The sequence below is a fragment of the Caballeronia sp. GACF4 genome, from assembly GCF_023631025.1.
In the GTDB taxonomy this organism is placed as follows: domain Bacteria; phylum Pseudomonadota; class Gammaproteobacteria; order Burkholderiales; family Burkholderiaceae; genus Caballeronia.
Window position 1 is genome coordinate 39870 of sequence record NZ_JALQDW010000019.1, and the last position, 21914, is coordinate 61783.

General features: G+C 57.2%; 11 protein-coding genes. 7 read left to right on the forward strand and 4 right to left on the reverse strand.

Annotated elements, in window-relative coordinates; translation table 11 throughout:
• Window positions 1–2: 2 nt before the first annotated feature.
• From NCR40_RS19215 to NCR40_RS19220, 3 genes are all read left to right on the forward strand, one after another.
• Window positions 3–1514: a sodium:solute symporter family transporter gene (locus NCR40_RS19215; RefSeq protein WP_250510336.1), complete on the forward strand. Its 1512-nt coding sequence runs from the start codon at window positions 3–5 to the stop codon at window positions 1512–1514.
• 16 nt (window positions 1515–1530) lie between these two features.
• Window positions 1531–1989 carry a YkgJ family cysteine cluster protein gene (locus tag NCR40_RS31495; RefSeq protein ID WP_350029312.1) on the forward strand — a complete coding sequence of 153 codons (459 nt, stop codon included), beginning with the start codon at window positions 1531–1533 and terminating at the stop codon, window positions 1987–1989.
• A gap of 1630 nt (window positions 1990–3619) precedes the next feature.
• The gene (locus NCR40_RS19220) at window positions 3620–4486 is read left to right on the forward strand and encodes a hypothetical protein (RefSeq protein WP_250510337.1); all 867 of its coding nucleotides are present in this window, start codon (window positions 3620–3622) and stop codon (window positions 4484–4486) included.
• Between the two features lie 143 nt (window positions 4487–4629).
• Here the strand turns inward: NCR40_RS19220 and NCR40_RS19225 are convergent, their stop codons facing one another.
• The 3 genes from NCR40_RS19225 to NCR40_RS19235 form a co-directional block, all read right to left on the reverse strand.
• Entirely contained in the window at window positions 4630–5346 is a 717-nt protein-coding gene (locus NCR40_RS19225; RefSeq protein WP_250510338.1) for a hypothetical protein, read from the reverse strand.
• A gap of 170 nt (window positions 5347–5516) precedes the next feature.
• On the reverse strand, window positions 5517–9884 hold the full coding sequence (locus NCR40_RS19230; RefSeq protein WP_250510339.1) for a hypothetical protein: 4368 nt from the start codon (window positions 9882–9884) through the stop codon (window positions 5517–5519).
• Window positions 9881–15418, reverse strand: coding sequence for an apolipoprotein A1/A4/E family protein (locus NCR40_RS19235; protein ID WP_250510340.1), 5538 nt, complete (start codon window positions 15416–15418; stop codon window positions 9881–9883). The genes NCR40_RS19230 and NCR40_RS19235 overlap by 4 nt, the downstream gene beginning before the upstream one ends.
• A 102-nt stretch (window positions 15419–15520) precedes the next feature.
• Here NCR40_RS19235 and NCR40_RS19240 point away from each other — a divergent pair, with 102 nt between their 5' ends.
• Window positions 15521–15745, forward strand: coding sequence for a hypothetical protein (locus NCR40_RS19240; protein ID WP_250510341.1), 225 nt, complete (start codon window positions 15521–15523; stop codon window positions 15743–15745).
• A 2119-nt stretch (window positions 15746–17864) separates the two neighbouring features.
• On the opposite strand, the gene trfA is transcribed toward NCR40_RS19240, so the two are convergent.
• Entirely contained in the window at window positions 17865–18842 is a 978-nt protein-coding gene (gene trfA, locus NCR40_RS19245; RefSeq protein ID WP_250510342.1) for a plasmid replication initiator TrfA, read from the reverse strand.
• An 84-nt stretch (window positions 18843–18926) separates the two neighbouring features.
• Between trfA and NCR40_RS19250 the strand changes: the two genes are divergently transcribed.
• The 3 genes from NCR40_RS19250 to NCR40_RS19260 all read left to right on the forward strand — a co-directional run bounded on the left by NCR40_RS19250 (window position 18927) and on the right by NCR40_RS19260 (window position 21771).
• Window positions 18927–20093 (forward strand): AAA family ATPase, encoded by a 1167-nt coding sequence (locus NCR40_RS19250; RefSeq protein WP_250510343.1) that lies wholly within the window; start codon window positions 18927–18929, stop codon window positions 20091–20093.
• A gap of 12 nt (window positions 20094–20105) precedes the next feature.
• Window positions 20106–21065 (forward strand): ParB/RepB/Spo0J family partition protein, encoded by a 960-nt coding sequence (locus NCR40_RS19255; RefSeq protein ID WP_250510344.1) that lies wholly within the window; start codon window positions 20106–20108, stop codon window positions 21063–21065.
• A 637-nt stretch (window positions 21066–21702) separates the two neighbouring features.
• Window positions 21703–21771, forward strand: a complete 69-nt coding sequence (locus tag NCR40_RS19260) for a DUF1232 domain-containing protein (protein WP_250510355.1) — start codon at window positions 21703–21705, stop codon at window positions 21769–21771.
• The last annotated feature ends 143 nt before the right edge of the window (window positions 21772–21914 follow it).

A 21914-nucleotide genomic window follows, 5' to 3' on the forward strand; every position in this document is an offset into this window, starting at 1 on the left:
CGATGACCATTACATCAATTGCAATCGTTTCAATACTTATATCCGGTAGTATTTATTTGTTTGTTTCGTACCGAATACATGGCAGGTCGTCGCGACTCGACGACCAGCTGCCGATGACCACTGGCCAACGGCAGGCTCGTGTTCGAAATTCAAGCGAGTTTAGTGCAGCCACGGTCGCGGCCACAATCTCTCTAGCGACCGTGATCCTAGCATACGCCGAACTGGCCGGGTCTATGGGAACGTGGCTGTTTTGGACAGTGATAACTACTGCCGCCGGAATCTTTGTGGTCAGGCTAGCTGCACCTCTCATCTGGCGAAAGCTAGCATCGCGTGGAGCGTTACGACCGACACTTCATGAATTTCTGGGAAGTTCCTATACCTCCCGTATCCTAATGAAGGGTGCTGCCGTATGCACAAGCCTAGGATTTATTGGGGCTTTAGCTGTAGAGCTTACCGTCGGATCAAAATTCCTTACCGGTCTAGCACCGGAGGTGCCGGCGTGGGCTGCCCTACTATTGCTGTGTGGCATCGGCGTCGGTTACACCCTCTTAGGTGGCTTTCGCGCGGTTGTAATCACCGATCGGATTCAGATGATAGCTATATGGATGTCAATAGCCGCGCTTACGCTTTTAATCGGATACCGGCTCACTTTAATGGGCGGAATACATGCTGTAACCGAGCATGTCCCTAAAACAGTATATGATTTTTCTTGGCGGGACGGTTTAGGATCGTTTTTGGTGGGTATTGCGGTTATCAACATCCCGACGTTTCTTGGAGACATGTCCATTTGGCAGCGCATTGCTGCATCAACTGATGAAACGACGGTCAAAGCGGGTCTTCGGGGAAGCATTTTTTCCGCAATGGCAAGTTGGGGAGCTCTGGCGGCGATCGCATGTCTCCTTGTAGCAGTGACGGTTCCGAAAGCGGGGCAAAATCCCCTACTAAACTTTCTTCTACTCGAAGCAAGCGTCGATAAGCCTCTAATCTACGCATTATTGCTTATAGTACTAACAGGTCTTTATGGTGCTAGCCTTTCGACAGCGTCCACTCAGCTAATTGCGGCTGGGCATGCACTTCATACTGATCTGCTGCGGTCATCGCATGACCGCACAACAATGGCAGACTCGAAAATAGAGTTATCTTATTCACGAATAATTCTAGGGGTCAGCGCCGGTGTCGCAGTAATCATTGTTGAGGGACTGACGGCCTTTGGATTTAGCATCGCAGACCTCGTCTTTGCTGTATATGGGTCCCAACTCGGCCTAGTACCCGTTGTCATTGCCGCTCTCACCCTTCCTCCTGAACGCCTTGGAAGGTTAGGGCCTGTTGCTACTTGCGCTGTTTTATCCGGATTTGCGGGTGGCTGGCTTTCAGCAGCATATGGTAAATTTTTCGGTAACGACAACCTTGTGTTCCTCGCTCCTGTGGTAAGCCTGATTTTTTCGATGATTGTTCTTGGATCTGGTTTAATGCTTGTTGAGCGATTTTATCGGAAATCGCCGCGAAAGCTTTAGAAAGATAGGTGATTTAATGAGGTTAATTTCGGTCGTTCTTCGTGCGAGAAGAGCGGGCTTATTGCGTCTCAGAGAGGCAAATAAAAAAACTCGCTTTGAGTGCGTTGGCGGGAAGTGCGGGTTATGTTGTAGCGTAATGGGTGGGGCTGTTGTTGTAAGCAATACGGACTCTCATAAGTTGTCTTCGGGTTCGATCGAAAGTGCTAGAAAAGTATTCATTTTAAAGAGTGATGAAGGAGCTTGCGGTCAGCTCGTCGATAAGGGGTGCGCGTGCTACAGTTCAAGGCCAGCGGGATGCCATGAATATCCGTGGTACTCAATCGACGATAAGTTATTTTTTGACAAGGGCTGTCCAGGAATTTTCCATGACTACGATGAGCGCCCCGATGTTTTTTCAATCTCCCCGATTCAAAAATATCTCCCGACCTTCTATATAATACAAAGAATAATGATCGCCGTTTTTAGAATATGGTAAAGAACTGATCCGCTGCAGGTGCGTCGTTGCCAGCCCATCAGGCGAACATCGGGCGTCGGCCAAGGCATATGGCTAGTACAAAATCGCCAATTGAAGCGGGCTTCTCTTTTCCGGGTCGCTTGGGTCCTTGGATACAAAACGGCCCGGCCGTCCTTCTTGCGCACGCTTTCAAGGCCGAGGGTGACCCCTGAAAAATTGCGGCCATCATGGCACCAGACCGTGCCGGTCCGGTGATTGAGGAGGTCCCTTACCAATCCGCCTCGTTATTTCGGCTCACCATCGATGATTTTGCTAGTCACCGGAAACTCAATCGGATGGTCAACGTCTGGTGTGCCATTTCTTATTGGATACAACGTTGCCGTTGGCGAGCAAACAACCTGTCTACCTGTTTGGAGAATACCCGCTGTCGCAAGTCCTCCAATTGCAGTAAGTGTCTCGGGAATTTTTGTGTCCGTCTTCTGACCCACGGAATTGATCATCCCGTTAGTCAAATTTACAGACAGGTCAGCCGAACCATAGCCGGATCGGAATTCCACCGATCGTTTTTTCCCGGCAGCGTGATTGTAGTGGCGGTCGAGACACAGTCCTTGTTTGTTTGAACAAACAAATACGGCTCTGCTTCGTAAAAGGTTAGGGCTGCTGGATCTTCCCCAGCGTTAAACTGCAAACGTGCACATCCGGCGAAAGAAAAAGAGATGACCGTTGCGACCCAAATAGGAAGAGTTTTTTGTAAAGGCCCTTCACTTATCATACGGCTTCCTCACGCGTCTGTTAATGAACAGTCCGAACACCATGAGTTTTAACTTACACTTTAGTCCCGAACTCGTACATAAACGTTTTCGACTGCCAACCCACACCGGTCCAAGGACGTGAATCGGGGCCGACTCCCCCGTGTGACTCCAAGGTCCACCCCTTGTACAAGAGCACAACATGTCCGATGCGACTCGTTGCGTCCTGAGGCCGAAGAAAGGCGATGCGAACGATCCCGTCTGAACGGGAGCCGTCCGCAAGCGGACAAGCTGCGTATGCCCGACTGCGAACCCATTCGTGTTGAATCACTGAGCCATCGGGAAAGGCCAATATTGGCTTGGTTGAGCGCCTCAACGCCTCGCGAACGAATCCGCTGCAGTCCACTTTCGTAAAGTCTCGCCCAGGCACTGCACCTGAGAAGGGGACCTTCGCACCCAATCCGTAAGTTACGCGCGGAGTTGAAGTCTGACAATCGTGCAGGAATTCTTGAGCCCTGTCGAATTCAATGTCCGTCGTCGTTGCGACCCGCTTTCCTTCACTGTCGACTCGAAACTCAGGTGCTCCGGGATCAACGCTTCCGCCAAACCCGAGGTTGGCCATGATCCTACACGTCTCGAAGTCCGCAATATCAGAGTCGGTAATCCAAGGCTCACCGGGATCGGTGAGGTTTTCGCTCACGGTATCTAAAGGTTCGGCAGACATGGCTGATAACGGCTCCCATACGCTCGTTTTATGACGTTAGCTTTCGAACCCGCACTGACCGACAGCCGCATCGCATCGGAAGGATAGTACGACCAGCAGTCTTTACAAGGACTAAATTAAAGACCGAAAGGATAGAGACAATGACAACCTGTGGCGTTGCCGTAAAGCATCATCCAACGTGCGTTTTCATACACTGCAAACGCATGTGAGCTGGCAAAAAAAACAAATTCTTCTACCCTTCGTCGACACTACTCCTGTAATTCGATGGCCGAACAAGGCAGGCTTTCGCTGGCAAAGTCACTGCGCCGGCGCGCCGACTCATTTCCCATACATCGATGAGGCGGTCATGTCCATTCCAACGTTCAAGGGATTCGAGAAGGGTCGCTATCAGAACCACGACGAGAGCATCGCGACGGTGGTCGGCGCATTCAATAAGGACAAGACATGGATCGGCGCAACCGCCGATCAGGCCGCGGGAATCGATGCGCTGTCCGAGGCGGTCGTCAAGTCGTGGATCATTCAGGAAACCGGTGGAAACGACGCGGCATCAAAAGCCGCCTGGGCAGTCGATCCTGCTCAGGTCAATGTGCCCGGCGACTGGTCGGACTACAAGCTGAGTCTCGGCCTGACCAAACCCACGACAGTCAATACGGGCGACATCGACACCAATCTCAAGGCGGGTGTGGGATGGTTGGCGAGAAAGGGCTTTGGCACGTCCGGCCAACCGCCGAAAAACCGGGAGGACGGCTTCTTTGAAAGTTGGACCAAAGCACTTCAGCGATATAACGGCCGAACCGACGACATGGACGACGGCAGGCCCTATTGCGTCCACTACGCCGAACGTATCATCGCGAGAGCCAACGACCCCGATACCTACTTCCCGATCGAACTCGCTCCGCTTCTTATCGCTGCGCGTGCGCTGCCTGTGAACTCGTACGGACGACGCGTCGAGATCGAATGTCCCAACGGCTACATTCTCCGATTCAACGCTTCGACCGATCCGTCGGTCGTGAAGGCGCTTCTGTCGACCATCGAAAGTTTATGATCGCGGGCTTCTTCCGGCTAAAGCGCGGCACGCGTGAAGTGAGGCGGTCTCTCGCAGCGGCGCGTGAGATCCAACGCCGTCGAGTTAGCCGCAGCGCGACTGCGCGCCGCGCAGGCGAAACCCTTAAGAGTGCGGCGGCCCTTTCATTCGGTGAACGGTACGTGCCAAACCTTTACACCGGATTCGTTCTCCAAAATTTTGTTCGCCTCGACGAAAGGAAGCTCGTCGAGTGCGTCGCGGACGGCCTTCCGCTTGTCGCTCGTGATCGGTTGCATGTCGAAGGCCGCGCCCGTGAGATGCCGCGACAGATTGCCCAGCTTCGTCTCATCCCATGTGTTCATGACCGACAGAAGCCCGGCCTCCAGTTCTTCTTGCGTCTGCGCTTTGGGATGGTCATCGACCCACTTTTGCAATTCCTGCCCGTTGATGTAGGTTTTCCCAATCCACTGACGATCTTGCTTTTCCACGATGTTATGCGCCATCACCCGCGCCTGATCGTCGACGCTGCGCCGCCCGCTTGTGAACACAACGATACTCCCGAACTGCTGCCTGAGGCTCTCGGCCCCGACTTTGGCGTGCGGCGCGAGGTCGAGATCGTCGATCGATTTGCTGACCAGTACGAAAAACGCACATTCTGCCGCGCTCGCCGCGCCGGTATGCGATGACGTCGAGCCAGGTCCTTCTATATCTAGGGTTATGCCCGTGTTTCCCGCGATCCTAATATCGACCGATATTTTGGTAATGCCGCCCGGAAAGAGCTGGCTCGACATATTCTCCGATAGGAGCCTCAACGTATTCTCAAGTGCATTGTTGAGCGAAGAAACAGACGCCTGAGCGTTGGGCGAAAGCTCCTTGGACACACTCTTTCGTGTCGATGATTTCGAGGTAACCATGTCGATCTCACCCTTAGAGAAATGGCGCAGCGGTTATTCAAATCAACCGCGCCTGACGATGTGTGCGCGGACGATTCGTGTAGCGATTAGACTTATCCTAAGAAACCCTTAGGCATAAGCCTTTAGATACGCGGTTCTCACGGATGATCATCGCCGTTGTTTTCCGTCATCGAAAACTCCAACTGATCGAGGTAATAAAGCGGCCCTTGACGCAGATGGTCCGGATCGTCCTTAACGGGTCCGCCGGGAAACAGTCCACGCTCCATCAGGCAAACACGCATCCGCCGCGCAGGGAGTTCCAGTCGCGGCGAGACGGCCAGCTCACCGCTCCATGCGATCAGATTCTTATCTACCATCGCACTAAGCGCGACGGTGTCGCCGTGCTGCTCCCACACAGGCGAACGTCCCGGCTGACGCGAGGCGATTTCGAGCCACGCCTCGACGCTGCGCCGTCGCGACACGCAGCATTTTACTGGCTGACCGGCGTGTTGCGCAGGCGGGCGCTGCTTTGCATCGCAGCAGTTTGTCTTGACACATGATCGGTCCATGTGACCGTCCACGAGCGGACCTTGGACCGTTACGTGGAACTTCGTCGGATCATGCGGATTCGGCATGATGCTCGCGCAGCGCCTGTCCTGCAATTGGATGAAATCGGCGAGCACGACCTCGGAGCACTCCATGCCGGGCAAAGCATGCGGCTGATAACGCATCAGCGCCAGTTGCAGGAAGGGTTGAGCGGCGCCGTCCGGGACCTCGATGCACATATCCACGCGCCAGCATTTCTCACGATGGTCGAAGACCGGACAAAAAAGCACGAGGTCCTGCGGCGCGCCCGCAACCGTCACGCGCTGGCCGGTATCGTCAAAGCCTGCAGCCGTCAGCGCGCTTGAAATTTTTCCATCGATTGAAAGCGCGGGGTCGCCGCCCCATCCGGATACGGCGACAGGGATGCCGGATGACGCTTGCCCTACGCTTTTCGTCATGGACACGCGGACTGCTAGGAGTTCGTCCGGGCCGGATGACCACCAGCCCCGTTCGAGCGTCAGGGTGACGCCCGCCATACGCTGGCTCTTTGCCGAATTCGAATGCTGAGTCCTGACGAAACTGAAGCTCGGCAGTACATCACGCACCACTGGCACGCGCGGAGGCGCGGACGCGAGCACGTTTACGGCGATCCCGGGACCTTCGCGCGAGCGCAGCGCGTCATCCTGAAACGCGCCGCCGCTCGGTTTCGGCACCCGGCTGTGCGCGACCGGAACATAGCGGACGTAACGGTGCCGGGTATCCGGCAAAGTGAACATTCCATCCTGCGTGCCCCTGTACGGGACCGGGATTGGCGGCCGCAGCACCTTGTTCACGTGCGCATCGGACAAGGCGAGATCCGCGGCGACATTCAAATACGAACTCATGACGCAGACGGGCGCTTGCATCAGTCCGGGCGCATCCTCGTTGATACGATTAGCCGGTTTCGGATAGACCGGCGCGTCGGCGCCCGGATCATCGACCGGATCGTTCCACCGCGCGATGACGTCGAGACCGGTGGCCGAACCCGGCGCGGCCCCGGCGCTCAGTGAAAACGGTTGCTGAGCGGAAAGAGGAGCGCGCTTTTTCGTCGTGCCGTCCGGCTCAGGCTTGAGGGATGGCGCATCGGGTATATCGACGAAGTGATCGATGAGAATCGCCGACGTCTCGGAGATCAGGCCGCTCACCCCTTGCGCCGGAAAGTGCAGCGGCACGTCGGGCCGCGATTCGGCATTGACGAAATTGTGCCAGTGCGCGGCCAGTACGCCGAAAGCGTGTGCGCGCTCCAGATCGTCCGGATGGCCATATGGCCAGGCGAGCAGGGACAGTTGCTCGCCCGGCGGAACGTGGATGTCGAGCCGGGCTTCGGTTGCTCCGAATGAAGAAGGCGTATAGCGCAGCGCGGGCTGTCCGGCCGACACCTCGCCCGAAACTGCAATGCGCAGCGCAACGGCCTCCGGCCACCTTCGCGGCGCAGGGTAAAACGGATGCACGAAACACAGAGCTTCGTTTCCTTGTAGGACCGGCAGCCATTGGCCGCTCTTGGACTGACGCGCAAGCGAAAGGACAAGCCCACACACGAAAGGATCCGGATGATACGGACGTTGAACACGATAGGGCGGCGACCCGAGGCGAAAAATGGGCAGCTTCGGCTGTCGTTGCGACGCACCCGAAGGATCCGTCGCGCTTTGCGCGGCACGCGGATACGGCTCGGGCGGCGAATCGACGGTCTCGAAATCCTCGCCGTTGCGCGCGTGATACGGGAAGGCTGTCGCGCGGGGCGTGAGACCGCTGTCGAATGCACCGTGCCGATCGACTTCCGAGAGATCGCGCAGGTCGCCGGGCAGCCAATAGCGCGCACTCGTCTTGCGCGAAAGCGCCGGGTCGTGTCGACATGTCCCGAGCACGACGTGATTCAACGCTTCGGTCGGCAGCCACTCGGACGTTTCGAGCGGCTCAGTGAGCAACAGCGCCGGCGCCTTGAGCGGTTCGTATCGCCGGATCCGAAAGCCATTGGTCGACTCACCCGGGACGACACAGTTCGGCGCGGCCAATACCTCGTGAGCAGGAGCCGGAAACGACGAACCATCGCGCAGCACGTGACGCGCGCGCACCCAGATGGACGCGCCGTACCGAAACAGGGGGTTCGATCCGGGCACGCCCGTGACCACCGGCAAAAGCGAATCCGAACACGCGGAATCGCTCCGATGACCGCCCATGGGCAGCGCAGGATTCCAGCCGTGCCACGCGAATAGTTCGTCATCGACGGTCAGCTTGTCGTCCAGTGTGCTGCTCATGCGCGTGAGCGGGATATAGCCTTCCATGCGCCCCGATTTCCGATCGCCCGTTGTGGCTTCGAGCGTCTTTTCGTCGAACCGGTATGATATGTGCCGTCCGAGCATCGGACGCCACGGCGACCTGTCCGCCGCGCCGGGATACATGATCCTGAGGTCCGGCCTGACGCCGATGGTCAACTCATTCAGCGTGAATTTGACTTCTTGATCATTCTGACCCTTCTGCAATCCTGAGTTGTTGCGCCTTGCTACGACATTCGAAGCAGCGCCGCCACGCAGAATCTGGAGCGGCCCGGATTTGAAACCGGGCGCGAACGGCGTGTCGTTATCGGGATCCTTCGGCGACTGTGACTCGAAATCGAGTTCTCCGCGTGACTTCTGCGACGCGTTGACGAAGCGCTGCATGCTTTGCCGTAGTTCGAGTGTGGTGAGATGGGTGTCGTCGAGCGGAAACAGCACGGCGCTTCCCTCCTCGCCGGCGCCCAACGGATACCGGCTGGCGTTCATGCTGGTCCATGCTCGGGGCGTGTCCCGGCCGACCATGAACGCGGGCGCGGCGCAAATGTCGAGCGTGTTGGGGGAAAGGAGCATCTCGCGGCCGCCGACCTCCCATTGCGTTAGATCGAGTTCAAGGTCGCAGATCATGCCCAATTGCGTCTGCAGGGTGAAAGACTGGCCGACGCCCGCCAGAGGATGAGGTTCGGTGTCTTCCCGAGGCCGGGCGGGATCCCGTTTCCACGGCAACATGCCGGTCAGCGTTTCGAAAAAAATGGCGCGGTCGTCGCGAGCGCTGCGCTTGCTCAGCGGGGAGGAGCCGAGCCGATGCCACGTATCGCGGGCGAGCGCGTTCAGGCTGTCGTGACGCAGGCCGCCCGAGCCTTGTTCCGCTAGTTGCTGCTGCCATGTCGCTGGCTGCCCGTCCGTGGTTTTTCGGCTAAGCGATCCGCTATACCCGTAAGCCGACCTGATCTGCCGCAAGATGGCCGCTTCCCCGTCGTCCAATTGCGTTTGCACCGTTGTCTCGCCGAGGTAGCTGGCAATGTCCAACGCAGCGGGAGGATTCGACATGTAGAGATCAAGCACCGTGCCGAAAGCGCTGCACAGCGTGTCATAGTTCGATCTCGATTTGATCGGGCGCGGCGTGGGCCCGGCTCTCCGGTTTCTCATCAGCGCGCGTGTCGAGATGGTCGGCATCATCGCAGAAAGGGGTGTGGAACCGGATTGGCTCTGGACGATATGCGAACCCGAGTAAGACGCGTGCCCGTCCTGCATCGCAGTTGCGATGTTCGACAGATAGATCGACAAATTCGCCGTTTCCCACGCCATGGCGCGCTGCGACGCCGCAGCAGGCTTTTTCGCGGCGGACATCGTACTCCTGGCACATCCGTCGTTCGAGGCTTTGGGCGGAGCGAAGACTCGGGCCCACAATCCCTTGTCGATGGCCGCCGGCCGCGCAAAGGCGTCTCCCATAAAGCGCCATGTCACGGTCGTGCGCGAATCCGCGACGCGCAATCGGATGTCGAGCTGCGTGCGATGTGCAATGTCTGGCCATTCACTGCCGGGCATGTCGTAGGTTTCCGACGGGATCCATTGCACCGTAATGGCAAGCACGCCACGGTGCTTGTCGATTCCCTTCGGGATGACGATCCATCGCGTCGCGTCTTTATCGATGGGCGTGGAAGCGCTCATGCAGCACCTTTGCGCGGAAGATCATCGAGTGCGAAAGCCGCACGATAGGCGAACCAGTTGTCATCGTTCAGCAAATCGGTGCCGCACAGATGCTGGTTCGAAAGAATTGATTCCGACGATTGCGGCGGGCCGCCAGAACGCGCGTCCGCAAGCCGCATTTGAGTCGCGCCGGTCAGAAAGAGCGCGTTTTGCGCTGAATGTTCGACGGTGTAAGTTAGCGTCCATGAGAACGGACCTGCGCCGATCTCAACGTGGAATTGCCCTTCGCCATGCGCGCCCTTGCCCGTCTCATAGGTGATCGAAAGTCGCAGGTCGGCCGAGATGGATACAAATCCGAGCACCGTCGCGTGGCCACCCGCGTAGAAGTAGCCGCGCAGTCTCGTCGCGCCGCCCTCCAGACCGAAGTACAAGCCCACCACGACGCGCCCCGTTCCCTGCACCGCCGGAAAGGAAAATCCGCCGACCAATCCATACTCGAACGCCGCTTCGATGGACACCAGCTTGGTGCCCGCCACCAACATCGAAAAAAAAGCGCCACCGCCATAGATTCCGAAGGAAATCAGACAGGGCGCGCTCTCTGTGGCCATGGCGACGTTGATGAGCGCGGCCCGGTCGTCAAACGGAATGAGGATGCCCACCTCGAAGCTGAAGTTCTGAACGATGAACGGTCCGACTGGCGTGAGCGGAAACGCCAGTCGGTAACCCGCACGGATACCGTTGGGAACGGGTTCGATGTACGGCCCGCTAGTGCCGCCCATCAGACTCTCAAACGCCTTGACGAAATCCAGATCGCCGCCCATGGTCACGTCGCCGATGCGCGGCTGATCGAGATGGAAATGCCCGTCGTTCGCTTCGAAGCGGACTTCGAGCACTTCGATGCAAATCACATCCAGAAGATTGATCTGAAACGAAGTGAGCCTGCCGGAAAACCTGCTCGATTGCGTGCGGGCGATCAGATCCGCTTCGATATGCGCTTCGAGTTCAAGATGCGCTTTATTTTCTTCGGTTTCCGGACCCGTTCCGTGTGCAATGAACACACCGGCATAGTCGGAAAGCGTTTTCTTAGGCAGAACGAAATCTAGATGCGTGCGTGCAGGAATCATCCGTTCTACAACGCTATCGAGCACGCCCTTGATTTCTTCGAGCGCGCGGGCTTCCAGATTCGAGCGAATGTTCCGAAGCGCCGCGAACCAGTTGCCGAACAGCGAATCCGCATCTTCGAGTTGCTGAGCCAGGTCGAGCAGATTCACGACTTTTTTTGCTAGCTCTTTGCAGTCGCATTGCGATGTGCAATTGCCCGATGACGGTTTAGAGTGGCTGACCGTGCCGACCGCGATCTGCCGCGCTTCGGCATCGAACGAATTCACTAGCGCGCACGCCGACGCGCCGACTTGATTGGTGTCATCGATAAAATCCTTGCCGAGAATATGCGTGACGGTTTCGTTCTGCTCGAGACACAGGCCCGACAAGGGCGCCAATATTTGGCGCAACGCGCCCCAGGCCACGATGGCAAGCTTCGACATGTCGACGAGAATATCTTGCGGCAGGGAGATGAGTGTCGCGTCTTGCGACTTCCGTGCGTCCGGCGGCGCAGCAGCCAGCCTTTGGTCCAGCAGATTGCCAATCGCCTCGCATAATGCAAGGGCACGCTCCGCGCCCGTACCGTTTGACGCGGTATCGATCGTCTGCGTCGTGCTTTTGACGAACGATTCCAGCGCAAGCCTAGGTCCTTGAAGCACGGACAGCTTGTTGAGGTCGTCCTGAATCCTTGTCAGATCCCGGCTCACCGTCACGAGACCGTTGGCAACCGTATCACACACGGACGACAGCGCCTTCTCCGCTCTCTCGATGGCCATCTGCGCCGACGCCTCGAGCTGATTGCCGGCCGCCTCGACGGCGGCATCGATCCGGGCAAGTAAGCGATGAGCCCGGTTAACCAGTTCGAGCGGATCCCCCGGCGGCGAAGCCGCGCCTGCCGACGCCGCGGCATAACTGTTCAGCAGGTTGGCCAGATCCGCAAACGCGGGCGCCAGTTGTTTGGCGAGCGCGGGCTGATTCTGCTGCACCACATGCCACGCGGAGTCAAGGGCGAAGCCAAGATCGAACACTTTGTCATAGAGGCGCGCGAGGTCTCGGGCAAGAGAAGTGCGAAGGGCTCGCGTATCGGCGCGCAGCGTCGCGATATCATCCATCAGCGGGTGGACGACGCTCTGGACGATCTGGTCGAGCGCGTCTTGCAGGCCGAATCCGTCGATATAAAGCCGCCGATACAGTTCGACGAGCTTCGCCAGCCGCAAAACCGCGTCCGGCACCTCGATTCCGGTAGCAAGCGCGGCCTCGATGTTGGCGAGATCGGAGCGATGGGCGGCAAGCTCGGTCACCACGCGTTCGATGAACTGTTCGGACAGGACGCGCAAGTTTTCGCTTGCATCGCTTTGCGCCTGCTCGACGAAATCATTTAGCTTATCGACGACGGCGTTCCTGTCTTCGGAGAGTTTCTGTCGTACCTGCGCGAGATTCGATGTCAGGATCGTCGAGATGCTGGCCGCCATCGTTGCCAGTTGTTTTATTTCATTCACCGAGAAGAGCGCTTCCGGATTATTGGCGATCGTCTGGAAATCGTCGCGCAGATTCCGAATCTGCCCGGAGACGGCGGCCACTTCGTCGGGGATTTTTGTCGCATCGCTCGTCTGAAGCCGTTGCGCGGCCGCGTCGATTGCGTCGACATCGTTCAGGATGCGCTGCCCCGCTTCCGTATCGCGGAAATCGTCCGAAGCGGACAGCGTCTTCCTGACTTGCGCAATGGCTACTTTGATCTGCTGGCCGAACTCCTGCGCGGCGCGCTTAAGCTGTTCGAGACTTTCGCTTATACCCTCTTCGATCGACTCGACAAACCGAGGCAGATCGCCAAGCCCTGCCGCGTCGAAGAACACGCTGAGCGGCACGATGCCCAGCAGCTTCGCATCGGATGCGAACGGGTTACCGAAGCCGCCCGCGGCGCTCGCGCTCTGTTGCGTCGTGCTTTGCGCGACCCGCTGACGAGCGAGCGGATGCTGCTTTCGCATCGACTCGTTTGCGCGCCTTTGCACGATGCGCGACAACCGCGCCGTGACGCCCGGCGTGCCCGGGTCGTGAATGTCGGCGAAGCCCGACATCAGACCTTGCGTTCGCGACAGCGCGTTCGGCTGCATGTTGGGTGTCGCTACTCCGCCGGAGCGCTCGCCATTGTTCGTGTACGAGAGCGTCACGGGGCTTATCAAGTTCAGAAATACCTCGGCAGGATTACTGATCGTTTGAGAATTCTGTTGTGACCTGAGGATTGGATCGGAAACCGGTGTCGTGGCGAATCCAACCGACTTGTAGAGCTTCGTGTAGGCTACTTCGGTCAGCTGCCGGTCCGACCCGGCCGTTGCGCGCTGGATGGCGTCCAGTTCGACGTGCGCCGTATCCAGCACCGGAAAAAACGGCGGCAGATGCTGCTCTTCCAGCACTGCGGAATTCACGAGCGACTCGTTGACAATCACCTTAACCGTGGCCAAGTGCGTGACGAAGCGCGTGTCGCCGGTACGGACGGAGGGCGCATAGGTGATGCGAGCGCCGTGAGCGTCGAGCGGCGAGCCGCCGTGACGATTGAATTCGCCGACAACCAGGTCGAGCTGCGCTGCATTGTGTACAACGTCATTGCTGACGAAGGCAAGCGGCGCGGTTCCTCGCCCGTCCGCGCCGATCTTGATCGGAAAGGGAAAGCATACGGTGGGGGAATCACCGTTCGGATTGTTTTCAACCGGGCACACAACGGGCGACGCGCTCGGCGCTCGTACCCAGAACGCATCTTGCCCCAAACCCGCAAGCGTGTATTTTTGATCCGACGGGTCGTCGATCTGCACATCGTGATCCAGATCGAGTGTCAGACGTTCGGGCTGAAAGAAGCCGTTACGGCTTTCGAGCGGCTGCCCGACAGCCGCCGGAAAGACTTTCTCGCCTTCTTCCACGCGGAGGAAGAAGCGCTGGATAGGTACGGCCATCAGTCCGCGGTGTGTTACGAAACGAATCTCTCGAACTGTCATCTTAACGATCGCAACGCGGAATCCGTAGGGCAGCATGAAGCCGCGATCCACGACGCGATCGAAGTGCGGGCGCGCCAATGTCGACACGTGCGTCCATTCTTCCATGGACATCGCGAGTACTTTTCCATCGGATCCATGTTCGATATGCAGCGATGGCGGGTCCCATTTGCCTGTCGAGCAAAGTGATGCGCCGAGCGAAGTCAGCAACAACCTGTCGGCATAGAATGGCTGAGGGACATAGATGCCCAAGTCTTTGCAATTAGCATCGTGCACGTCGTCAGGTTTGGCGTCCGGACGCTTGCAAGCGACCGGCGGCCGATCCTTCGGTTCGAGCTTGCGTACATTGGCGGAGCCGAGCAAGCCGTACCGACCCCATGTACCGCTCAACCAGACAAGTTCATTGCGATCCTGTTCGTCCAGATTCGTTCGAACCGGATCGATATACGGACGATAGGACGGATCGGGCTGCGCACCATAGTGCAACCAAGTGCCCTCGAAGAAGTCATCCGATGCAATCGCGCGAAGCGGCAAGCGCTTGTCACCTTTGGCGTCGGCGGCACACGGTCTCAGACAGAACAGCGGATGCATATGCCTGTTGTGCGCCAGCTTCAACGGCGATGTTTCAAGGGCGGCATGCTGATTCGGCGAAATCTCTACTCGCCACGGCAACTCCAGGCGCGTGTATTCGTCCGTACCTTGCTGGTTCGATCGGGCAACCGCGTCTCGCCAGCATTTTTCATCGCTGCTGGCTTCGGGCGCTACGTGAATGGCCCACTTTTGCGGGTCTAACAGCGCTTTCACCGTCAGTTCGAATTCATCGATGCGGCTCGCCTTGGGCGCGAACACGAGGATGCTCTCGTGCGCGACGCGTAACGCGGACAATTCGGTTTCCGGAATGGGGTCGCTCTGTTTAAGCTTCGGACCCGAAGGCGTAGCCTGGGGCGGCTCCTCGAGAAAAGCTTGTTCGGAGAACGACTGCGGAGGAAACACCCATTTCAGCCGGGCAGGCGTACGCGCGTCATTAGCACTGGCCACAAAGAAGCGCCCCGCGCGTTGCCTAAGCACGAAACCCTTCAGTTCCGCGCGCAGCCATAAACAGTCGGCCGCGCGGCTGAATTCGACGACCACGTTATCGAGAGATATCTGCTTCTTGTGCCACGGAACGGCATCGAGAATATCGGTGATGTCATGCTGATAAGGCGGATTGGCCTGAGTGCGAAAGCGCAGCCGCGTTGACACGCCGTCATCGTCAGACAGCGTGCCATCGGTCCAGACCACAGTTCTCGCCAGATGCGCCGATGCGCCGTCGCGCTCAGTGAGACGCATAGGCGTCGTGTCGATACATCGCCCGGTCATCGCGAGATTGTCCGCCGCAACATTCACGCGGGACGTGCGCGCCGAAAGCAACGAAACCGGCCTGACCGATGCCACTCGGCCGAACGAAACGCCATCGGCAATAAGCGTCACGCGAGGCTGGTCTCGTGCGCAAGCGGTACTGTCCAAGCGATGCGCCCCGTCCTCAACCGCGTGGGCGACGTAACCATTCCTCGGGCCGCCGCCCGCGCTCTCGTGAACCTCGAATACGACACGACGGGTATCGAAACCCTTGCACCGCAGCGCCGCACGAAACTGACGCGGCTGAACGCGCGCGGGACCCGCGTTACCCGACTCGAGCGTTACGCGCATTGCCCGCGCATCGCCTCCGTTGACAAGCCGCTTCTCTGCCTCACCGGCGGGTTCCATGACACAGTCGTCGAAGCCCCCCCGAACTTCATGCCCGTTCACTTCGAATGAGCCAGCGGAGTGCAGCCGCAAGCCGAGGTCGGGTCGCAAAAAGACCTCAGTTATTCCGGATTGCGTCAACGCCGCGAAACGTCCGACTTTCACTTGGAGCCCAAGCTGCCGGTGCCCGAGTAGAAGCCCCTCGCTGCCGACCAGCCAGTTCTCCAGATCTGTATGACGAATAGCTTCGCCGAGACTGTGCTCGATCGCGACGTGGACGCGCGCGTAGTTCAACGTTGCGAGCAATTTGAAGTCGCAACGGATATTCGTGCCTGGAAACACGGCGTCGCTTAACGCGACCTCTGCGCCGCGACGAGAATTCTTGAGCGAAAGCCTTGCGGACCCCGAAAGCCAGACCGTCGAGACCTGCCATATCACGACGCCGCGCCGCAGGAGCGCGAATCCGTCGGCGGTGCGCCGGACGAATAGCATCGGCACTCCTCCGTGAGGCACCACGTTCAGCGACGGCGCCAGCGCCAGCAGCGCACCACTCTGCAGGAACCGGCGTCGCGGTCGACTCGCAATTTGATCTCCGCTGGTGCCAGTCCCCTTTTCCACCTGGCTGGAATAAGCCGGTTCGAGTTCGACGGCGTGACAGTTCAGCAGACTTTCACTCATTCGAGACCTCTTGTCGTGAACCGCTACCAGTCGCCCATTTTATAGTTGTACGAATTAGTTTATTCTCGGCTCCCTGTACGTTCAGACATAAGGAATCGACTACGGGAAATCAGCCTTGAACGAGAAGGCTGTGATGTGCGGACGGCCAGTTCGTTGCCGGGTGCTTCGAATGAGGCGGAATCCGCATGCGTGGTGTCTACCCAAGAAAGCGAACGGGAAGTTTCGTTGAAACATAGTCGACAAAAGGCGCTTCGGCATGTTAGCGTTTTCACTAATGCCAAAATGATTCGCCAACTGCATTAGCTTCTAGCTTTGATTTCGCAGCGGCAAAACTGGACCAGATGCGCGCTAAAACGCTGAAGCACGATTTCATTCTCGTGCGTCCTTCGCCCGATTGAGCAGTCGCATCCGACCGCCCCGGCAAGATAAACCGAACCCTGGCGCAGTCAAATTTTATTGCGTCGGAAGGTCGAGCCTTGCCAGCATGAACTCTCCTAATCAGAAAAGTATTTTACGGACGATTTGAAATAATGAAACTTAACACATCTTCTTTAGTTATCCGAAACACGGGGGTCATTCAACGCTTGACCGATGAACACCAGTCGGTCGGGTCGAATTCTTTCCCTGGCGAAAGCGATCGCTACTGCATCCGCGCGGCACTGGCAACGGCGACCTTCGTCCGATGAGCGTGAAGCGATCTAGGCGTTCGCAGGCGTCCATGTACACATAGCTTGCAACACCCGCTTGCCTATGTCGACTCTGATTCGCCAAAGATACCATTTCAAACGCGCCAAGCTCGACGGCTTTGCTAACGATGAAGGACAAAAAAACGATTGCGAAGATGATCGCGGGGATGGACGAACAGATGCGGGTTTGCAGCGAGGTTCAAGCGCGCGGAGACTAGCGCTGATGATGCCAAGCCCAACGGCCCATTGAGTTCTCAAGGTAGCAGACGGTGCGTGGTGCGTGGCCGAAATGACTTCGACTTTAAGCAAGGTGAAACGAATCGTCATCCGCGCCGAACACGAAGCGGACCCTTCCCTCTCCACGGAAGCCGAGCCATTTTCTTTATCTGAGATTTCTTAAAAAAGAGCTAAAAACCTTCTCAAAACCTTCTAGCATCGGTCGACGGGACCTCTTTTCCCAATGTGGTCATAGGTTTACGCAAGTCCAGGGGTGAATATCTGACTAGAATCGGTGGGTATCTGACTAACTCCGGTAAGCATTTGACTATCGTTGGTGCACATCTGACTTAGAGGGGTGAGCATTCGACTATTGGCCTGTGGATAACGGGCGTTTCATCCTCTTACCTCTGTGATTGGCACGTTTTTTGTGGTCCGCAGGCCTGCAAACCCCTGCGTTACCCGTCGAAAGGCTGGTTGTTCTCTCGGTTGGTGACTATTTGACTCGATTTGGTGCGAGCTCAACGGTTTTTGAGAGTCAAATAGTCACCGTGTATTCAAGCGGTGGTGATCATTTGACTAATCCGCGCTTCGGTTCGTTGGCCTTCAGGTCAACCAGTCCCGTCGCTCGATACCCGATCGACGTTGGCGGTGAGCATTTGACCGCGGACCACCGTGACTTTGTCCGTTTCGTCGAGTTCCCAAGATGAAAGAAACCCTACTTCCGTCAAGCGATCCAGTGCGGCTTTGATCGCGCGGCGGAAAAATTTGATCTCAGCCATACGGGATCCACATAGCTTATGTATCGTCTCGACTTTCATTGGATACGGATGCTGATTGGTCGAGTAGAAGGCATGCAGCCATTTCTCCAAAGGAGAAAGCTTGGTCCTAATTTGCCAATCGATACGTGTGTAATCGCCAGGTTTGAGCTGTGCTGCGACCTCGCTGTTTATCTGCACCTTCCAAAAGGTCACTTCGTCAAAACCGCCCTCTTGCGCACCGGCGTACTTGAGCAAGAGTGGTCCGCCATAGACAACGGGAACACTGCTTTTCGTGCGGGAGCGAGTTACCTCTAGCGCGCATGCCGTTAAGCGACGTATTGTTTCCCGCAGTTCTAGAAGGCTGCGGGAGTTTTGCGTCCAGCCAAGCATCTTTATAAGAGAACGGGCTTCGAACTCGACCCACTCCTGCCGATTGTCCACAGTGGCGCCGCGAGACAAATGGAGGATTTGCAAGTAGACGTCATAGTCGCGCTGCCGCAGTTCCTCTCCCGTGTACGTGATTTTGATGTGTTCCAGCGCATAAATCGGCTTGGCCTTGAGATCCATACGCGCATCCCTTTGCGCGCAGGTGAAGAGCGCGGACCGAACCAGATCGTGCAGCACGGGCCGATGATCTTCCGACCATAGCGGAATTTGGACACGCGTCGGTGGTCGCGGCGACTGTTGACTCCCGCCCTTCCTCCCTGCGAGGGATTTCTCTAGCCTTGCGACGATCTCGAGTGCTGTCTCCTTGGGCGCGACCTTCTCGGTCGTCTCTGAGGATTCGAGAAATTCGGGGGAAATCAGACCCGGCGTTTTCTTTGTCATTTGCTTTGTTCCTCGGCTTCGATCAGGTATTCTAGTGCCGATTACTTTTTTCGATTATAACAACAATTTCTAATCGGACTGACAATGATTGATCCTTTGCGCCCTGAATACACGATCGATGACATTGAGGACCAGGCCAATCGCGTAGCGGACGTTGTGGAGCGTGTTCGGAACAGCATCTTTTCGCCGGACTACATCAAAAAGCCCCCTACTTTCTCCGTCGCGCAACTTGCTGCCCTTTGCCGCATCGATCGCAGCGCCCTAATGAGACGGGTTGCAAAGGGCGATCTTCCCGCCGGCAAAGAAATAAACAAATCCCGTCGCGATTTCACGTTGGCCGAAGCGCGGCGATGGGCGCGTGCTTATGGACGATCGTATACGCGCGGACCCGATGACCGGGCGGTAGTCGTGACCACCGGGAACAGCAAAGGCGGTGTGAGTAAAACGACTACGACAATGTGCATGGCACAGGGGCTGTCGCTTCTCGGATACCGCGTGTTGTGCATCGACTTGGACCCGCAGGGGTCGCTCACGAGCCTATGCGGCTACCTGCCCGATACTCAAGTCCAAGAGGAAGACACAATTTTGCCGTTGTGCGCCGGCGATGAGCTATCGCTTCGGTATGCAGTCAAGCCGACCTACTGGGATGGACTGGACGTCGTTGGTTGTAGCCCGGTGGCCTTCGCAGCCGAATTCCACATCCCAAGTCGACAATCGAAGCGTGAGCCCGATTTTCGGTTTTATGACGTGCTGAACAAAGGATTGCACGACCTTCGAGCGGAATATGACGTCATTTTAATCGACACCTCGCCAACGCTTTCCTACTTGTCTTTGAACGCCTTCTTCGCTGCTGACGGGCTGATTATGCCGATACCGCCTCGCGGCATGGACTTCGCCAGTTCAAGCCAGTTCTGGACTCTTTTTTCGGGTTTAGCTTCCTCGATTGCAGAGCAAGCAGGCGCTGAAAAGACGTGGAAATTTATCGACGTGTTGCTTTGCATGACGGAGGGTCAGGGCAATGTGAACGAAAGCGTCGTGAGGGAATGGGTGAAGGTAGCGTACGGGGACAAGCTGATGACAGGCGAAATTCCGAAGACAGTTGTATCGAGCTCGTCCGGGACCAAGTTTTCTACGGTCTATGACATAACCAAGTACACGGGTAGTGCCAAGACATATCAGACTGCGCGGGTTGCCTATGACGCAGCCGTCGATCAAGTAGAGGCTCAAATCCGACGTGTCTGGGTTAATTGAAGGAGTTAGCTGATGACAAGTAAGAAAGAGGAGGCGGCTCGACTCGCCGCTGCGGCATTAGATCCGGCACTCATGCCACGCCTGGAACGGAGAACGCCGCGAATTGCGATGAACAGAGTCACGGATTTTACAGGCGAACTTGAAAAAGTTGAACGGGACCTGAGCGAGGCGCAAAGGAGACTCGCGCTTCATGATGGGGCGCACCCCACGCGGAAACTCCCACCGGAGTCGATTAAAGCTTCGAAGTTTGCAAATCGAATCGAGCGGTCGTTTGGAGGACCGTCATTCGAAGCCTTCAAGCAAGAGATCTTGAGCGCAGGCGGGAACGTACAGCCGATCAAAGTGAGACGAATCGGCCCGGAGAACTACGAAGTTGTGTTCGGGCACAGACGACATCGAGCGTGCCTGGAACTCGGACTACAGGTCCTGGCAATGATTCAAGAGGATATGTCGGACAAGGATCTATTTGAAGAGATGAGCAGGGAGAACGAACAGCGAAAAGACCTGTCCGCGTATGAGCTTGCAATGCATTACAGACGAGGAATTGATCTCAAGCTCTACCGAAATTGGTCTGAGATTGCAGCCGTACTTGGGAAGACCAAGAGTCTGATGAGTCGGTACAGCGCCCTTGCCGAACTGCCTGACGCTGTTGTGAATGCGTTTCGGTCGCCGAGCGATATCCACCCGAAGTGGGCAGAAAAACTAAGGCAGGTGATTGATGCTGATTCCGCCGCAGTCATCAGTGCAGCGAAAGCAGTCGCCGGAAAATCTCTTCCACCTAAGGGAGTATATGAAGCGCTTATCAATCGCACCGCGCAAGAGTTCACCCGGGTGAACTTTTCGTTCGGAACGTGGAATGAGACCAACAAGAAGGCGACGATCGACATCGATAAGATGACTTTAGGTCCAGAAAAGTTGGAATCGCTTCGAGCTTTCTTAGCAACGTTGCAGTCCGAGAGTTCACCCGGGTGAACTCAGTTATCGATGGCGAGACTCGGAGCATAAAGTCCTACCTTTTCGTCCGCAGGTTTCGTACGTCGCTGCGGACGCGTTGAAAGGTTTGTGTGTCTCATCACCAGGCGGTGCTCCGATCTTCGATCTCCTCGACGCGGTGTCTGTGCTCGGTGATATCGCGCGAGCTGACAAAGACGAGCGCCTGAGCGCTACTTCGGGCTCCCAGTCTCCCTTCAAGTTCTGCTCGCGATGTCGACTCCTCTCGAAGGCGGCTGCAATGTCGCCGCCACTTGCTCCAGCGTCGGAACGGTCCGGGCAAAATGCCTGTGCCCCCAACGGCCTGCCAGACCTACCTCCCGAATGCAACTACCAGTCTCCTTCATCAATCACCTAGCACAAAGAACATGCTAGGCCCGACCGCCGACGTCGAGAGCTTGCTGGAGAGCCGGTACCAAGCCTGTAGCAACGACTCGTCGAGTCGCAGGTCGTCCGGCCCGAGTCAGTAAGATTTCGCATCCATGGAACAGTAGAGGGCGAAGCCAACGACTGGCAAGCTGAACGTATTGGCCCGCTCGATCAAGCGCGACGCGCATGCCATCTATCTCGCGGCGAGAGAGCCGCGGGTGCCGTGGTACGCCAAGGGCTGGTGCTGTTGGTGGCGGGCTACGCCCTGTCGCCGATCGACATCATCCCCGACTTCATTCCGGTTCGGGTATCTCGATAATGCCATTCTTCTTCCGATCGGCATTTGGCAGCGATTAAACCGGGTGCCGCCCGACATCAAGGCGGAGCACCGCGCGGCCGCCGGACAGGCAGCGGCGCGTCCCGTCAGTCGCCTAGCCGCCGCGGTCATCGCCCTGATCTGGA